Consider the following 15,961-nt stretch of genomic DNA (forward strand, 5'->3'; position numbering starts at 1 on the left):
ACACTTTTCCGGATCATGCTCTAACCCTTCGGCCGCAGCACCAGGTCGACCAGATTGCGCGCGTAGGCCGGCGTGATCGGTGCAATGCCGAAGACGTAGCGGTAGAACAGGCTGCCATAGATGGCGTCGTAGAGATCCTCGGGCGCTCCCTCCGCCAGGATGCTGCCATCCGTCTGGCCCGCGGCGATCATCTCGACCAGTGCGTCGCGGCGGAATTGCAGGTAGCGGGCATAGAACAGCTCCGCCGAGCCGGTCTTGGAAATGCATTCGGAGACGACGGCGAGCTGCACCTTGCCGAACTCGCCCTGGAGCGCCTCGGCATAGGCCGCGGCATGGCGGCGTGCGCGCGCCGCGGGGCTGCCGGAGCTCGCAGGCGGCAGCGGCAGCATCTGCGCGGCATGATGAAGGAAGGCGTCGATCAGCAGCGCTTCCCGCGACGGCCACCATTTGTAGATCGTCATCTTGGAGACGCTGGAGTGGCGTGCGACGGTGTCGATGGAGGTGGCGGCAAGGCCGGTGGCGGCCATCAGCGCATAGGCGCTTTCGAGAATGGCGTTGGTGGTCTCGATCGATCGCGGCCGGCCGCGCCGGGGCGCGCTGTCAGCCTCATCACCCCCGCCCTTTGCCATCGCCACGCCCGGTCCCCTCACGCAGAGGCTCCCCGCATAGCGCAGCCACAGGTCTCGGCCTAGCAGAATCGCACGATTATTTGGCTAGAGCGTTTTCGAGCGAAGTGGATACCGGTCCGCGTGAAGAAAACGCGTCAAGACAGGAATCCAGAGCTCCGTTCCGATTGGATCGGAACGGAGCTCTAGGCCTGCTGCCGCAGGGCGGCCGGAAGGTCCTGCCGCCTCGACCACGAGATGTAATAGGCCACAGCCGTCATCGCCGCGAAGCCAACGAGGCTTACCGCGATCTGCATCACCACGAGGTTCGGTCCGGTGATCAGGATGAGATGGCCGGCGAAGGACAGGAACACGGCAACGCAGAACACCGCGAGCCATTCCTCGCCGCATGTGATCACCGCCTGAAGCGGCCGCAACTTCAGGCCGGGGTGGTCGGCCGGAATGAGATGGGTCGCGAGGAAGGCGAGCGCGAGGAAATGGATCACGCGATAGGGCGCGAGGTTTTCCTTGTCTGTCGGCGCGATGCTGTTGACGACGAAGTCCGGCAAATAGACGGCCAGCGCGGGCGAATGCCGCATCAAGGTGACGGCCATCGCGAAGATGAGATAGGCACCCGCGAGGATCCGCAGCCAGGACATGCCGTGCAACGCGCGTCCGGAGGCGCCTGTTACGGCGAACCAGCCGCCCAGGACCATCAGCATCTGCCAGCACAGCGGATTGAAGGTCCAGTCCTGGTCCGGATAGACCCGGAAATTCCATTCGAACCAGCGCGCCGCAACGTATAGCGCGACCGATGCCGCCAGCGTCAGGTTCGGCCGCCGCAACAAACCCCATAGCGCAAACGGAAAGAACGCCATCAGCGGGATCATCAGTTGCAGGAGGTCGAGGTTCAGCGGCTCTTCCTGGAGCACGAGGCCGCGGACCAGGATGCGCAGCGGATGATCGAGAATGCCCGAGATGTTGTATTCGTGGATGATCTCCGGCGCCATCGATTGCGAGGCGACATAGGCGATGGTGTCGATATAGATCACGAAGAGCACGACATAGGCAGCGTAGAGCCGCCAGACGCGGCGGAAGATGCGCGTCGCCGCGACGACGTAACCGCGCTCCAGCGCCATCCTGCCGTGAATGATGGCGACGCCATAACCCACCACGAACACGAACAGGTCAGCGGCGCCGCTGAAGCCGAAATTTCGGAGCGTCAGGAGATTAACGACGTTGTTCGGGATGTGGTCGACGAACACCGACCAGTTGGCAATGCCGAGCGTCAAATACAATCTGGCATCGTGATGGAATGCGGCGAGGTTCGCCTTGACGGACGGTTTCATCGCGGAAAATGACTTTTAGAATCACGGGCGCTGCTTTTAGCGGCAACCGCCCGCCTATCCGAGTAGCGTTTGCGTGAGGGGGGCTGGAATTGTCCAATCTGGCGCAAAATTGCGCATGATCGCCGGATGGAATTCCCGCAAGCTCGCTCGTTCCGCCGACGACGAAATTATCTTAGCGCTTCGACCGCTATTCGGCCGGTTCAGCCGAGGCGTCGTCGGATGCGCCGGCGCGACTCGCCATGATTCCAAGGGCGACGCCGCCGATCGCCAGGATCGGCAGCAGCCGCTTGATTCCGATGGCGCGAACGATCTGGAGGCCCGTCGCGAGCAGCATGGGGTCGGCGAGCATGCTCGAAGCGGCCGACTTCGCGGCGCGCTCGGCGGCGATCCGGGCGCGCTTCCGCATCTCCCGCTTGTAGCCCCAATAGCTCCCCGCCGCGGCAAGCGTCAGCAGGAAGAAGATGCCGGCGCCGGCGAGGCAGGCCTGCACCGGTCCGTAGGTCTGAAGGACCGAGATGAAGGCGGCCGCGCAGAGAAAGCCCGTGGTGATGAAGAGCGCGAGTGCCGCGCCCGCGGCGAGCGATGTCAGGCGGACGGTCGTGCCCGTCGATGCGCTGATGCCGTCGATGATGCGCTGTAACATGGCCTTGCTCCTCAGATCCCCGCAAGCCGGCAGCGACGGCGCAACAGCGCCGCCGTAACAACGTCAAGGTTTTGCGCCCACGCTACCGGCGCCAGGCGACGCCGATCAGGAAGCCGATGCCGAGCGCGAGTCCGACGGTCGCGAGCGGCCGCTGCGTGATGGCATCTTCCAGCGTTTCCTCGATCGAGCCGTAGGCGTCTTGCGCAGCTTCCATCATGGCGCTGCCGCGATCCGACATGTCGTCGACCGCGGAATCCACGCTCTCGCGGGCCTGGCGATAGCCGCGGCGGGCCTGCTTGCTGGTGGAATTGGCAAAGGTGTTGAGCGCGTCGGTGATCTGATCGGTGAGGGCGGCGATATCGCTTTTCACGGCTGCTACATCCTTCTCGAGGCGTTCTCTGGTGGCTTTGTCGGTCCAGTCTCTCATCCCGGTTTCGCCATTGGTTGACATCAGGAGCTCCAAAGCTGTTGGCGGCTGAGATAGCCGGAAAACGTTTCGTGCCCGGGTAAGTTCCGTTCGGGAAACCGGTCATGCCTGCGGCAGCTGCGGCGAATTCTCCGGCAGCAGATGCTCCTTCAGGATCAGCCCGACGATCAGGAGCGGCGACGACAGGAATGCGCCCATCGGCCCCCACAGCCAGGTCCAGAAGGCCAGCGCGATGAAGACGGCAAGCGCGTTCAGGGAAAGCCTGCGCCCGATGATGGTCGGCGTGACGAAGTGCCCTTCCAGGAAGGTGATGCCGCCGAAGGCGAGCCCCGCCATCAGTCCGCCGCCGATGGTCGGGAAGGCGACGAGCCCCACCACGACCAGAATGACGAACATCGCGACCGGTCCGATGATCGGGATGAAGTTGAGCGCCGCCGCAAGCGCGCCGAGCCCGGCCGGATTGGGCATGCCGGTGATGGCGCAGATGAGACCGGTTGCGATGCCCACGCCGACGTTGATCAGTGTCACCGTCAAAAGATAGTTGCCGAGATGGACCTCGATCTCGTTGAGGATCCGCAGCGTGCGCAGCCGCGCATCGCGATCGCCGAAATTCATGATCAGCGCCCGCCGCAGGTCGCGCCAGCTCGCGATGAACAGGATCAGGGTGGCGAAGAACAGTAGGAATTCGGCGAAGGTCGGCGACAGGAATTCCAGCGTCGGTTGCACCCATTCGGCTTTCGGCAGCGGAAGGCTTGGCAGCCCCTCGGAGCCGCCCACCATCGTCTGCAACTCCTTCCACAGCGCCAGCGGCCGGTCGAAGACGTGCATCTTCTCCTTCAACTGCGCGCCCAATTCCGGCAGGCGCGAGCTCCACTCCATCGCTGGCACGGCAATCAGCGCGACGACGAAGGCGACCACCGTCGTCACCGCGATCACGATCAGCACGGCGCCGAGGGCGCGCGGCACATGCCGCCGCTCGAGAAAGCTGGCGGCCGGCGACAACATGGTGCCGGCGACGACCGCCATCACGACCGGGAGGAAGAACGCCCTGGCGACGTAGAGCACCGCGACCACGGCAATCAGAAACAGACCGGCGAGCGTAAAGGCGACAAACTCGGTGCGGCGGATCACCGGCGGCAGCTCGACATGGCTGTCGGGAAGCGGGTCGCCCTCGTTGTTGCCGGAAATCAGACGTTCAGTGGGAAGGACGCGCACAATATCTCCTCCCGCACGGAAGCCTCCGCGCGCCCATTGTTGGCAGTAGAACGTCCGGGCGGACGTTCCGGTTCCATCGCGGTTTCGTGAAGTTTTGCTCGCTTGACTGTGACCTCGCTGCCGCAACGAGCGGTGGAACTTGAGTCGGTCCAGCTGCGTTTGTTGGGAGCCGCATCACCTGATGCACATCCAACGGGGCAGCACATGACAAGGTTCTCTCCAGTCCGTCGCCGCTTCTCGCTGCGCGCCACCACCGCCATTGCCTTCGCGACAGCATTGCTGACCGTGCCCTTCGCGGCACAGGCCCAGACGCTCGGCTACGCGCCGATGCAGCCGCAGGGATATCCGCAGGACCCGAGCTATTCGCGGGGTTATGTCAACGCGGCGCCGCAGGCCGCCGACGAGGATGCCGCGCTGCCCGACCGGCTGCGCAAGCAGATCGTCAGCTTCGACCGGAACGAGCCGGCCGGGACCATCGTCATCGATACCGGCAACACTTACCTCTATTACGTGCTCGGCAATGGCCGCGCGATCCGTTACGGCGTCGGCGTCGGCCGACAAGGTTTCACCTGGGCCGGCGTGCAGAGCGTCAGTCGCAAGGCCGAGTGGCCGGACTGGCATCCGCCGGCCGAGATGATCGCGCGTCAGCCTTATCTACCGCGCTTCGTCGCCGGCGGTCCCGGCAATCCGCTCGGCGCACGCGCGATGTATCTCGGTTCGAGCGAATACCGCATCCACGGCACCAACGATCCCACCACGATCGGCAAGTTCGTGTCCTCTGGTTGCATTCGCATGACCAACGAGGACGTCACGGACCTGTTCAGCCGCGTCAATGTCGGCGCCAAGGTGGTGGTGCTGCCGAAGAACGCCCCGCTGATGGCCAAGGGGTACGACAAGGGCGGCGACCCGGTACGCAAGCGCCCGCCGGTGACGACGCTGCCTTCGGGACGGCAGGCGCTGAACATCACGACGTCGGCAGTGAACTGATGGGCGAGGTCATATGAACAGACGTTCGATCGGCAAACTGGCCGGCGGCGCGGCGGCGTGCTTCGCCGTCGCCTCGCTCGGCCTCGCGTTGACGCCGTCGGCGCATGCGGAAGACTTCTTCTCGGCGCTGTTCGGCGGCTTCCGCGCGCGCTCCGCGCCGGAGATCCGCATGCCGTTCCCGACCGATGACATGCCGCGCTACGACACGCCGCGCCAGCGGACCTCTTATGGCGGCGGCATCGCCTATTGCGTGCGCAGCTGCGATGGCCGCTACTTCCCGGCGCAAGGAAACGACGCCGAAAGCAAGGCGAAATCCTGCAAGAGCTTCTGCCCGACGTCGGAAACCTCGCTGGTCTATGGCAGCAACATCGACGACGCCACGACGGACAAGGGAAAATCCTATTCCGACCTGCCCAACGCGTTCCGCTTCCGCAACGAGATCGTCGCGGGCTGCACGTGCAACGGCAAGGATCCGGTCGGACTTGCCCAGGTCAAGGTCGAGGACGATCCGACCTTGCGCAAGGGTGACATCGTCGCGGGCAGCGATGGCCTGGTGGTCGCCAACCGCAACGCCAACGACCGCCGCGGCGTCGCGATGAATTTTTCGCCGCTGCCGGATTCGGTGCGCGCCAGGTTCCGCCAGGTGCCGGTGGTCGCGAAGGAGTAGGGGCGGTGCGGCCTCAAGTAGGTTGCGGCGCTAGCGCCTCGATCTCCAGTGTCGTCCCGGACAAGCGGAGCGCAGATCCGGGATCCATAACCACAGGAAGCGGTTTGACGAAGGCACGTGGTTAGCAGCTCGCGCGCGACAACTTCTCCCTGTGGTTATGGGTCCCGGCGTTCGCCGGGACGACACTGAAGGTGTAGCGGCAGCTTTCTATCCAATCCGCAAGTCCTACGCCGCGCGGATCTTCCCCAGGAAGTCGCTGACCTGCTGGCCGAGCTGGCGGCTCTGCGTCTCCAGCGTTTCCGAGGCCTGCTTGACGTTGTCCGCCGCACCGGCGGCAGCATCCGCGTCGGCCTTCACGCCGGTGATGTTGTCCGAGACGTTCCTGGTGCCCTGCGCCGCAAATTGCGTGCTGCGCGTGATCTCCTGGGTCGCCGCGCCCTGCTCCTGCACGGCGGCGGCAATCGCGGTCGCGACCTCGTTCACTTCGCCGATGATGCCACCGATGGTCTGGATCGCGTTGATGGCGTCGCTCGCCACCCTCTGAATGTCGGCGATCTGCCCGGAGATTTCCTCGGTGGCTTTTGCGGTCTGGCTGGCCAGCGATTTCACCTCGGAGGCGACGACCGCGAAACCGCGCCCGGCTTCGCCCGCACGTGCGGCCTCGATCGTGGCGTTGAGCGCGAGCAGATTGGTCTGCGCCGCGATGGTGTTGATCAGGCCGACGACCTCGCCGATGCGTCCTGCGGACTGCGCCAGCCCTTGCACCGTGCCGTCGGTCTCGCGGGCCTGGTTGACGGCGCGGCTGGCAATGCCCGCGGCGTGCGCCGCCTGCTGGCTGATGTCGTTGATCGAGGCAGACAGCTCCTCGGCCGCGGCGGCGACGCTGTCGACGCTCATGGAGGCGTCGTTGGAGGCCTTGCCGGCGACCTGGACGCGGTCGTTGGTCTGGCGCGACACCGCGGAGAGGTCGCCCGAGGTCTTGCGCATCTCGCCGGACGCTTCGCTCAGTTCGCCGAGCGTCTTGCGCACCGCGCCCTCGAACTCGCCGACATAAGTCTCGACGGCGCGCTGGCGCGCGGCCGCGCCGACATTGCGCTCGCGCTCATGCTCTTCGATCTTGAGCTTCTCGGTCGCCTGCTGCTTGAAGGTTTCCAGCGCGCCGGCAAGCGCGCCGATCTCGTCCTGGCGGTCGAGATAGCCGCTGTCGACGGCAAGGTCGCCGCCGGCGACCTTGAGCATGGCGTCGCGGATGGTGTTGAGGGGATGGATGACGCGGCGGCTGACCAGCATGACCGCGCCGACGGCGAGGCCGATGGCGAGCGCCAGGAGTGCAAGCTGCACGATCAGCGCGCGCTGTGCGGTACTGCGCTGCTCCTGCGTGTAGCTCCGGGCGGCGTCGAGCGCGGCTTCGGCCACCGCGACCGCACTGGCCATACGGCCGACCGTGAGCGGGCTCCACTGGTTGGCCGTCAGCTCGGCCTTCTCACCCTTGACCAGGGTGTCCGCGAGACGGTCGCGCAGGGTGAGATATTGCGGCTCGAAATAAGCGGTCTTGGCCGTGGTCATGGCGGATGCGAGCGCGGGCGGCAATTGCATGCCCGAGGTCGACAATTCCAGCGCTTTCCACATCGCGGCCGTACCGCCGACAAATTGGGTATAGTTGTAGCGGCCCTCCGGCGAGATCTTGCCGGCCGCAAGTCCGGTCGAGACGATCAGTGAGGCCTCGCCCGCGGTGTTGCGGAGCAGCCAGGCGCTCTGCTTGATCGACAGCAGCTGGTCGATCACGGCATCCTGGTGGTTGACGGTGGCGGCGAGGACGCCCGAGAGCTTGTCGAGCACGTCGAGCAGCCCCTGCGTCGTCTCCATGTATTCCTTGGTCAGGCCGGCGCGGCGCTGGTCCTTCGGTTTGGCAACATCCTCCCAGAACTGCTTCTGCTCTTCGCCCAGCAGCTTGTAGAGCCGCGCGAGCTCAGGCACCAGCGCGCCCGATTGCGGGAAGTCGATGCTCGGCAGCAGCTCGAGCGCGCGGGCCATCGCCGGCATCTGGGCATCGCGCAGCGCGCGCAGATATCTCTCGATCTCGGAGTCCATCGGCTCGGTCGCGTTCAGCAGCCGGGACGTGGTCGAGCGGTCGGTGCGCAGATTGTGCATCGCCTTGAACAGATCGGCGGAGGCGTCGGCGATCTGCGAGATGCGGTTGGCGGTCTTGAGGCGGTCCCAGGAGGCGTAGGCGGTGAGCGAGAGTGCAATCACCACACAGACCGACGTGATGGCGATCACCGCCTTCAGCAGCGCGGACACGGTCAGACGATTCAGCATCGAAGCCCCCCAAAATTCCCATTGCAAAGTTCGTCAAGACGCCCCGGCAACATCAAAACGGAGGGGCAGGCAGATCGGCAATCGCATGCCGTTTGCGGCGCATCACCCAAACGGTTTCTGCATCTGAAACGAAAAGGGTAAAGTTTTAGGCAGGCCGGCTGATCGTAGAAGTACGTATTTACTAGAAGTTGCAGTGGGTTGCGGTGATGGAACCTGCGCGGGAGATGGGCGTTAGAACACCGTCAGACAATTTGCCTGAAGGGGGGTCCTTGCGATGCTGGTCGGCGTACTCGTCACCTTTCTCGTCGTCATTCTCGTGCTCTATCTCATCAACATGCTGCCCATGGACGGTCGCGCCAAGCAGATCGCGCGCGTGGTCGTCATCATCATCGGCGTCGTGTCGCTGTTGAAATATCTGACGGTGTTTTAGCGGGATGGGGCGTGTAGCCCGGATGGAGCGCAGCGAAATCCGGGGGCCTGCCCCAAGCAACGCCGGTCCCGGATTGCGCTGCGCTCCATCCGGGCTACGGCCCGAAAACAAAAAAGCCCCGGCGCGAGCCGGGGCTTAGGTGTTTGAATGATCGGGCTTTAGCCCGCAGCCTTGGCCTCGCGGCGGCGCGCGGTGAGGATGTATTCGGTGTAGCCGTTCGGCTGCGTGCGGCCCTTGAAGATGAGGTCGCAGGCGGCCTTGAAGGCGACCCCGTCGAAGGCGGGCGCCATCGGCTTGTAGATCGCGTCGCCCGCGTTCTGCTTGTCGACGACGACGGCCATGCGCTTGAGCGATTCCATCACCTGCGCCTCGGTGATGACACCCTGGTGCAGCCAGTTGGCGAGATGCTGGCTCGAGATGCGCAAGGTGGCGCGGTCTTCCATCAGGCCGACATCGTGGATGTCAGGCACCTTGGAGCAGCCGACGCCCTGGTCGATCCAGCGCACGACGTAACCGAGAATGCCCTGGCAGTTGTTGTCGATCTCCTGCTTGACGTCGTCGGGCGCCCAGTTCGACTTCGACACCGGAATGGTGAGGATGTCGGACAGCTTCGCGCGCGGACCGCCTTTGGTGAGTTCCTGCTGGCGCGCGGTGACGTTGACCTGGTGATAGTGCAGGGCGTGCAGCGTCGCAGCGGTCGGCGACGGCACCCAGGCGGTGGTGGCGCCGGCCTGCGGATGCGCGAGCTTCTGTTGCAGCATGTCCGCCATCTTGTCGGGCGCGGCCCACATGCCTTTGCCGATCTGGGCGTGGCCGGGCAGGCCGTCGATCAGGCCCATGTCGACGTTCCAGTCCTCATAGGCCTTGATCCAGGCCTGCGCCTTCATCTCGTTCTTGCGGATCATCGGGCCCGCTTCCATCGAGGTGTGGATCTCGTCGCCGGTGCGGTCGAGGAAGCCGGTGTTGATGAACATGATGCGCTTGGAGGCGCGCTGGATGCAGGCCTTGAGGTTGACGGTGGTGCGCCGCTCCTCGTCCATGATGCCGACCTTGAGCGTGTTCTCGGGCAGCGAGAGCATCTTCTCGACGCGGTCAAAGATCTCGCAGGTCAGCGACACCTCGTCCGGGCCATGCATCTTCGGCTTGACGATATAGGCAGATCCGGTGCGGCTGTTCTTGACCTTGGAGTTGCCCTTGATGTCGTGAATGGCAAGAAGCCCTGAGACGGCAGCGTCGAGCAGGCCTTCCGGAATCTCCTCGCCCTTCTCGTCCAGCACGGCGTCGGTGAACATGTGGTGACCGCAATTGCGCATCAGCAGCAGGCTGCGGCCGTGCAGCTTGACCTCGCCCTTGCCGTCAGGCGTCTTGTAGCTGCGGTCGGCATTGAGCGAACGGGTCAGCGTTTTGCCGCCCTTCTCGAAATCGGCCGAGAGCGTGCCGTTCATCAGGCCGAGCGTGTTGCGATAGACCAGCACCTTGTCCTCGGCGTCGACCGCGGCGACCGAGTCCTCCATGTCGAGGATGGTCGAGACTGCGGATTCCATGATCATGTCGGCGACGCCGGCCGGGTCGTCCTTGCCGATCGTGCTGCTGCGGTCGATCTTGACCTCGACGTGCAGGCCGTTGTTGGTGAGGAGCACGGCGGACGGCGCGGCGGCATCACCCTGGAAGCCCGCGAATTGCGCGGCGTTCTTCAGCGCCGTTGCGTTGCCGCTCTTCAGCTTCACCGCGAGCTGGCCCGCGACGACGCTGTAGGCGGTGACGTCGGTGTGGCTGCCGGTCGCCAGCGGCACGGCGGCATCGAGGAACGCCTTGGCCTTGGCGATCACCTTGTCGCCGCGCGCCTTGTTGTAGCCCTTGCCGCTCTCGGAAGGATCGTGCGGAATCGCGTCGGTGCCGTAGAAGGCGTCATAGAGCGAGCCCCAGCGCGCGTTCGCCGCGTTCAGCGCATAGCGCGCGTTGGTGAGGGGCACGACGAGCTGCGGGCCGCAGATCTTGCCGATCTCTTCGTCCACATTGGCGGTCTCGACCTTCTGCGTCGCCGGCTCGGGGACGAGATAGCCGATCTCCTTCAGGAACGCGGTATAGGCATCGAGGTCGAACGCCTTGCCCTTGTTGGCACGGTGCCAGTCGTCGATCTTGGCCTGCAGCGTGTCGCGCACGGCGAGCAGCGCGCGGTTCTTCGGCCCCAGATCCTTGATGATGGCGGCGACCCCGGCCCAGAACGCATCCGGCGCGATCGCCGTTTTCGGGGCCGCTTCCTTGGCGATGAAGTCAAACAGGACGGGAGCGATCTTCAATCCGTGGGCGTCGACGCGTTTCATGATGGGCTTTCTTGTTGGAAATGGCTGTTTTTTGGCTGCTTTTGACCCGACAGCAGCAAAATGCGCCCATAGGGGGCGGCTTTCAGGGCCTATTAGCCTCAAAATCGGGGCCGTGAGAAGGCCTCCAAAAGTTGTCAAAATGTCAAGGCGAGGTGTGCGGCCCGACGCACCGTTGTCATTCCCCGCGAAGGCGGGGAATCCAGTACGCCGCGGCTTCTCCGTGACCCAACGCTGTTTCTGGAATACTGGGTCGCCCGGTCAAGCCGGGCGACGACAGCCGGGGAAAATAGGACGGCCTCAAATATTCGCGGCGAGGTCCACGAGCTCGTCGAACAGCACGCCGGTGGTCTTCAGCATCCGTTCGATCTCGTCAGCAGCGTCCGCAACCGTGCGGGCCGACGTGTCGATCACGAGCTCGGCAGCCTCGGGTCGCTCGTAGTCGTTGCCGATGCCGGTGAACGACGCCAGCGCGCCGGCGCGGGCCTTCTTGTAATGGCCCTTGGGATCGCGATCCTCGCAGACCTCTGCCGGCGTCGCGACGTGGATCTCGCGGAACGCGGTGTCGGCGATGCGTCGCGCGGTCGCGCGGTCCTCGCGGGCCGGCGAGACGGCGGCGACGATCGCAATGTGGCCGTTGCGGGCGAGATGGGTCGCGACCTCCGCGAGGCGGCGGATGTTCTCGCTGCGGTCGGCGGCGGAGAAGCCGAGATCGTTGTTGAGCCCGGCGCGCAACGTGTCGCCGTCGAGCAGGATCGGCGAGCCGCCATTGGTGAACAGCCGACGTTCCAGCGCCTTTGCCAACGTCGATTTGCCGGACGCCGGCAGGCCGGTGAGCCAGACCACCGCGCCGTTGTGGCGGTAGCGCGCGGAGCGTTCGTCGGGCCGCAGCGCCGATTCCACCGGCACGATGTCGACCGGCACGGCGCGCTGGCCGGCATCGACCGACAGCACGAGACCACCGCCGGCGATGCGCCCCGAAACCTCGATCACGAGACGGCCGGTCCGCGGATTCTCGGTGTAGGGATCGGCGGCAATCGGGCTCGAAAGGGAAATGTCGATCTCGCCGACATGGTTGCGGCCGATCGCCTTGTTCTCGACGCTCGACAGCTCGCCGGGATCGACCGCCTTCTCGATGGCGACGACGGTGGCGCGGCTCTCCTTCGGGCCGCAGCGGACCAGCAGCTGGTCGCCCTTGGCGAGCGGCTTGTCGTGCAGCCAGAAGATGCGCGCGCGCAGACGGCGGGTCTCGCGCGGTGCGGAGCCGACATGCGCGACGATGTCGCCGCGCTCGATGAACAATTCGCGGTCGAGCGTGATGCCGACCGAGCGGCCCGCGCCCTGCCGTCCCGCGACCGGCGTTACCGGCCAGCTTTCGACCGTCTTGATCCTGGCGATCTTGCCGGCCGGCATGATCACGATCTCGTCGCCGGCAATGAGGCTGCCGGATTCGATGCGGCCCGCGACGATGCGGCGGTCGTCGAACTTGTAGATCGCCTGCACCGGCAGGCGCAGGGCGAGGGCTTCCAGCGGACGCGCCGGCTCGAGCTGGTCCAGCGCCTCGACCACGGTCGGACCCTTGTACCAGCTGATGCGGTCGGTGCGCTCCGCGACGCCGTCGCCGTCGCGGGCCGAGATCGGGATCACGGCCGTCGGCGTCACGCCGAGGCCCTGCAAATGCGCCGAGATCTCGTCGCTGATTTCTTTGAAGCGCTCGGCGCTGAAATCGACGCGGTCCATCTTGTTGACGACGATCGCGACCTGCTTCACGCCAAGCAGGTGCAGCAGATAGCCGTGCCGCCGGGTCTGGTCGCGCACGCCTTCGAGCGCATCGATGATCAGCACCGCGCCGTCAGCCTGCGAGGCGCCGGTGATCATGTTGCGCAGGAATTCGGCATGGCCCGGCGCGTCGATCAGCACGATGTCGCGCGAATTGGTGCGGAAGCGGATCTGCGTGGTGTCGATGGTGATGCCCTGGTCGCGCTCGGTCTGGAGCGCGTCGAGCAGAAACGACCATTCGAACGGCATGCCGCGCCGCGCGCTGACGGCTTTCAGCATCTCGAGCTTGCCGTCGGGCAGGCTGCCGGTCTCGTGCAGCAGGCGCCCGACCAGCGTCGACTTGCCGTGATCGACATGGCCGACGATGACGATGCGGACCTGCGGACGCGTGGTGCCGTTCGGAGTGGCGGGCGAAGCGGGGGTGACGATCATGTTCATAGCCGCGTTGCGTCCTTGAATCAGAGATAGCCGGCGACGCGCAGACGCTCGAAGGCGTCCTCGGTCTCGTGGTCGAGCGCACGGCCGGCGCGCTCCGGCACCTTGGTCTGCTCGAGCTCGACCAGGATCTCGTCGATGGTCGACGCGGTCGACGCGACCGGATTGGTGATGTCCTGATCGCCCAGCGAGCGATAGCGCTTGCCGTCCTTGGCGAGATACAGCGGGATGATCGGAATGTTCTCGCGCTTGGTGTAGGCCCAGATGTCGGCCTCGGTCCAATGCAGGATCGGATGGATGCGCAAATGCGCGCCTTGCGGCGGCGAGGCGTTGAAATGGTCCCAGAACTCCGGCGGCTGATCGCGCACGTCCCAATTGCCTTCGAGCCCGCGCGGCGAGAACACGCGCTCCTTGGCGCGCGTCGCCTCTTCGTCGCGGCGGATGCCGGCGATCAGGCCGTCAAAGCCGAATTTGGCGAGCGCCATCTTCAGACCTTCGGTCTTGCGCGCAGCGGAACGGGCCGCCGGCGGCAGCGTTGGGTCGACGGCATCGATCGGCGGGCAGGGTTCGACGCGCAGGTCGAGCTCCCACTCTTTCCCGTAGTGATCGCGGAAGCGATACATCTCCGGAAACTTCTTGCCGGTATCGACGTGGAGGGCCGGGAACGGCAGCCGGCCGAAGAACGCCTTGCGCGCCAGCCAGATCATGACGTTGGAGTCCTTGCCGAGCGACCACAGCAGGGCGATCTTCTTCAGGCGGCCGAAGGCCTCGCGGAAAATGTAGATGCTCTGCGCCTCAAGCTGGTCCAAATGGTCCATGCTGGGGGCGGTCAGCCCGACGGGAATTTGCTCGGAAACGGGAGCCCGGAAGTCCCGTCCATCTGCACCGGAATCGGTCCTGAGAAGATGCATCTCTGCCACTTTGCGTTTGGAGGCGAATTTTCTATAGTTGCGGTGCAGAAGAGAAGAAAAAATTTTCTCTTTGCACGCTCGAAACGACACATATATAGAAAATAATTCCAGTCAACCCCGGATGTGGGGGAAGCGAGTATCGCATGCGGTTCTTGCCGGTGTTCCTCGATCTCAAGGCCGGTCCGGTGGTCCTCATCGGCGCGGGTGAGCTTTTGCGCGCCAAGCTGCGCGTGCTCGCTGCTGCCGGTGCGCGCATCCGCGTGCATGCGATCGACGGCAATCAGGACCTGAGCCTCAGTTCCGAAGACGCTGCGCGGGTTGAAATCGCCACTGGCGATCCGCTCACCGCCGATCTCTCGGGCGTCATTGCCATCGTTTGCGCCGGCGCGGGCGATGTCGGCGTTGCCATGTCGGCGCGCGCCAAGGCGCTCGGCCTGCCCGTCAACGTCATGGACGATCTCGAACATTCCAGCTTCATCTTCCCGGCGATCGTCGATCGCGGTGATGTCGTGGTCGCGATCGGCACCGGCGGCACCTCGCCGGTGGTGGCGCGGCGCGTGCGCGAGAAGATCGAGGCGCTGCTGCCGGCCCGCATCGGTGAGCTCGCCGAGTTCATCGGCGGCTTCCGCAAATCCATCAACGAGCGCATCGCCGAGTTTCCGCTGCGCCGCCGCTTCTGGGAGCGCGTCATCGACGGTCCGATCGGCGCGTCTGTGCTCGCGGGCCGCAAGGGCGAGGCCGACGCCGCGATCAGGGCGATTTCCGATCCGTCCGCGTTCGCGCGTGCCGACAAGCCGGAAGGCTCCGTCGCGCTGGTCGGCGCTGGGCCCGGCGATCCCGACCTTCTCACCATCAAGGCGCTGCGCGCGCTCCAGGATGCCGACATCGTCTTCCATGACGAACTGGTCTCCCCTGAAATTCTCGACCGCATCCGCCGCGACACCACGCGCGTTCCGGTCGGCCGCCGCGTCGGCAAGCCCGGCATCGGCCAGGACGCCATCAACAAGCGCATGATCGAGGCCGCGCAATCCGGCCAGCGCGTGGTGCGGCTGAAGGGCGGCGACCCCTTCGTGTTCGGCCGCGGCGGCGAAGAGGTCGAAGCGCTGCGCGCCGCTGGTATCGCCTATTCGATTATTCCCGGCATCACTGCCGGGCTCGGCGGCGCCGCCGATTTCGAGGTGCCGCTCACCTACCGTCATGAAGCGACCCGCATCACCTTCCTCACCGCGCACAAGGCGCGCGATGCCGAGAACGTGGACTGGTCGACGCTGACCGACACCAAAATGACCGTCGTGGTCTACATGGGCATGACCGCGGCCCCCGCGATCCGCGAAGGCTTGTTCGCGGCCGGCCGTTCGCCCGAGACGCCCGTCGGCGTGTTCGCCCGCGTCACGCGGCCGGACGCACAAGGCGCGATCGGCACGCTGCGCGACCTGCCCGAGCTCGTGCGGCGGACCCATGGCGGTCCCGCCATCCTCATCATCGGCGACGTGGTCCGGCATACCGGTTCACTTCGCCGCGAAACACCCAAACAAATCATCTCTGACCTCCTGGATGCTGCCGAATGACCTCTCCCTTGCAAAAGAAACTTAAAATCAGCGATTCCTCCGTCGTGACCGCTAACCGTACCTGGGATGGCGTCGTGGTCTACCGCACTGCTGCCAAGGGCTGGTCGGCTGACCTCGCAGACGCCGCGATCGTGCGAAACTCCGATGAGGCGAAAGCGTTGCTCGCCGAGGCCGTGGCCGATGACGTCGGCGCGATTGGTCCCTATATCGCTCCGGTCCAGATCGGCGAGGACGGCAAGATCGTGCCCGGAAATCTGCGCGAGCAGATCCGCCGCGATGGCGTGACCATCGACTTGCCGGTTTAA

General features: G+C 65.2%; 14 protein-coding genes. 5 read left to right on the forward strand and 9 right to left on the reverse strand.

The features are described from left to right. Positions 1-20: 20 nt before the first annotated feature. From AB7290_RS05610 to AB7290_RS05630, 5 genes are all read right to left on the reverse strand, one after another. Positions 21-629, reverse strand: coding sequence for a TetR/AcrR family transcriptional regulator (locus tag AB7290_RS05610; protein WP_441254515.1), 609 nt, complete (start codon positions 627-629; stop codon positions 21-23). 182 nt (positions 630-811) lie between these two features. After that, entirely contained in the window at positions 812-1,954 is a 1,143-nt protein-coding gene (locus AB7290_RS05615) for an OpgC domain-containing protein (protein WP_085401871.1), read from the reverse strand. Positions 1,955-2,141: 187 nt separating this feature from the next. Beyond that, complete coding sequence (locus AB7290_RS05620) at positions 2,142-2,597, reverse strand: hypothetical protein (RefSeq protein ID WP_085401870.1); 456 nt, start codon at positions 2,595-2,597, stop codon at positions 2,142-2,144. 82 nt (positions 2,598-2,679) lie between these two features. Next, a complete protein-coding gene (locus tag AB7290_RS05625) occupies positions 2,680-3,051 on the reverse strand; it encodes a DUF883 family protein (RefSeq protein WP_028148389.1) in 372 nt (123 codons plus the stop codon). A 75-nt stretch (positions 3,052-3,126) separates the two neighbouring features. After that, positions 3,127-4,239, reverse strand: coding sequence for an AI-2E family transporter (locus AB7290_RS05630; RefSeq protein WP_085401869.1), 1,113 nt, complete (start codon positions 4,237-4,239; stop codon positions 3,127-3,129). Between the two features lie 204 nt (positions 4,240-4,443). On the opposite strand from AB7290_RS05630, the gene AB7290_RS05635 reads away from it, so the two are divergent. Then, a complete protein-coding gene (locus AB7290_RS05635) occupies positions 4,444-5,226 on the forward strand; it encodes a L,D-transpeptidase (RefSeq protein WP_063986079.1) in 783 nt (260 codons plus the stop codon). Positions 5,227-5,239: 13 nt separating this feature from the next. After that, complete coding sequence (locus AB7290_RS05640) at positions 5,240-5,893, forward strand: DUF2865 domain-containing protein (RefSeq protein WP_085401868.1); 654 nt, start codon at positions 5,240-5,242, stop codon at positions 5,891-5,893. A gap of 225 nt (positions 5,894-6,118) precedes the next feature. On the opposite strand, the gene AB7290_RS05645 is transcribed toward AB7290_RS05640, so the two are convergent. After that, positions 6,119-8,212, reverse strand: coding sequence for a methyl-accepting chemotaxis protein (locus tag AB7290_RS05645; RefSeq protein ID WP_085401867.1), 2,094 nt, complete (start codon positions 8,210-8,212; stop codon positions 6,119-6,121). Between the two features lie 274 nt (positions 8,213-8,486). Between AB7290_RS05645 and AB7290_RS05650 the strand changes: the two genes are divergently transcribed. Continuing rightward, a complete protein-coding gene (locus tag AB7290_RS05650) occupies positions 8,487-8,642 on the forward strand; it encodes a Thivi_2564 family membrane protein (protein ID WP_011084288.1) in 156 nt (51 codons plus the stop codon). Positions 8,643-8,800: 158 nt separating this feature from the next. On the opposite strand, the gene AB7290_RS05655 is transcribed toward AB7290_RS05650, so the two are convergent. From AB7290_RS05655 to cysD, 3 genes are all read right to left on the reverse strand, one after another. Then, positions 8,801-10,966, reverse strand: coding sequence for a malate synthase G (locus AB7290_RS05655; RefSeq protein ID WP_085401866.1), 2,166 nt, complete (start codon positions 10,964-10,966; stop codon positions 8,801-8,803). A gap of 297 nt (positions 10,967-11,263) precedes the next feature. After that, complete coding sequence (gene cysC, locus AB7290_RS05660) at positions 11,264-13,180, reverse strand: adenylyl-sulfate kinase (RefSeq protein WP_085401865.1); 1,917 nt, start codon at positions 13,178-13,180, stop codon at positions 11,264-11,266. 20 nt (positions 13,181-13,200) lie between these two features. Then, positions 13,201-13,995, reverse strand: a complete 795-nt coding sequence (cysD, locus tag AB7290_RS05665) for a sulfate adenylyltransferase subunit CysD (protein WP_063980990.1) — start codon at positions 13,993-13,995, stop codon at positions 13,201-13,203. 236 nt (positions 13,996-14,231) lie between these two features. Here cysD and cysG point away from each other — a divergent pair, with 236 nt between their 5' ends. Further along, complete coding sequence (cysG, locus tag AB7290_RS05670; protein WP_085401864.1) at positions 14,232-15,656, forward strand: siroheme synthase CysG; 1,425 nt, start codon at positions 14,232-14,234, stop codon at positions 15,654-15,656. Further along, positions 15,653-15,961 (forward strand): DUF2849 domain-containing protein, encoded by a 309-nt coding sequence (locus AB7290_RS05675; protein ID WP_071916679.1) that lies wholly within the window; start codon positions 15,653-15,655, stop codon positions 15,959-15,961. Before cysG ends, AB7290_RS05675 begins: the two co-directional genes overlap by 4 nt.

Source organism: Bradyrhizobium sp. 613_E4_N2_2, from assembly GCF_052075995.1.
Taxonomy (GTDB): domain Bacteria; phylum Pseudomonadota; class Alphaproteobacteria; order Rhizobiales; family Xanthobacteraceae; genus Bradyrhizobium; species Bradyrhizobium barranii.

What these genes read in the sequence shown, in the direction of transcription:
- AB7290_RS05610 (WP_441254515.1), bottom strand. Translation starts at nt 629, where the DNA reads ATGGCAAAGGGCGGGGGTGATGAGGCTGACAGCGCGCCCCGGCGCGGC.
- AB7290_RS05615 (WP_085401871.1), bottom strand. Translation starts at nt 1,954, where the DNA reads ATGAAACCGTCCGTCAAGGCGAACCTCGCCGCATTCCATCACGATGCC.
- AB7290_RS05620 (WP_085401870.1), bottom strand. Translation starts at nt 2,597, where the DNA reads ATGTTACAGCGCATCATCGACGGCATCAGCGCATCGACGGGCACGACC.
- AB7290_RS05635 (WP_063986079.1), top strand. Translation starts at nt 4,444, where the DNA reads ATGACAAGGTTCTCTCCAGTCCGTCGCCGCTTCTCGCTGCGCGCCACC.
- AB7290_RS05640 (WP_085401868.1), top strand. Translation starts at nt 5,240, where the DNA reads ATGAACAGACGTTCGATCGGCAAACTGGCCGGCGGCGCGGCGGCGTGC.
- AB7290_RS05645 (WP_085401867.1), bottom strand. Translation starts at nt 8,212, where the DNA reads ATGCTGAATCGTCTGACCGTGTCCGCGCTGCTGAAGGCGGTGATCGCC.
- AB7290_RS05650 (WP_011084288.1), top strand. Translation starts at nt 8,487, where the DNA reads ATGCTGGTCGGCGTACTCGTCACCTTTCTCGTCGTCATTCTCGTGCTC.
- AB7290_RS05655 (WP_085401866.1), bottom strand. Translation starts at nt 10,966, where the DNA reads ATGAAACGCGTCGACGCCCACGGATTGAAGATCGCTCCCGTCCTGTTT.
- cysC (WP_085401865.1), bottom strand. Translation starts at nt 13,180, where the DNA reads ATGAACATGATCGTCACCCCCGCTTCGCCCGCCACTCCGAACGGCACC.
- cysD (WP_063980990.1), bottom strand. Translation starts at nt 13,995, where the DNA reads ATGGACCATTTGGACCAGCTTGAGGCGCAGAGCATCTACATTTTCCGC.
- cysG (WP_085401864.1), top strand. Translation starts at nt 14,232, where the DNA reads ATGCGGTTCTTGCCGGTGTTCCTCGATCTCAAGGCCGGTCCGGTGGTC.
- AB7290_RS05675 (WP_071916679.1), top strand. Translation starts at nt 15,653, where the DNA reads ATGACCTCTCCCTTGCAAAAGAAACTTAAAATCAGCGATTCCTCCGTC.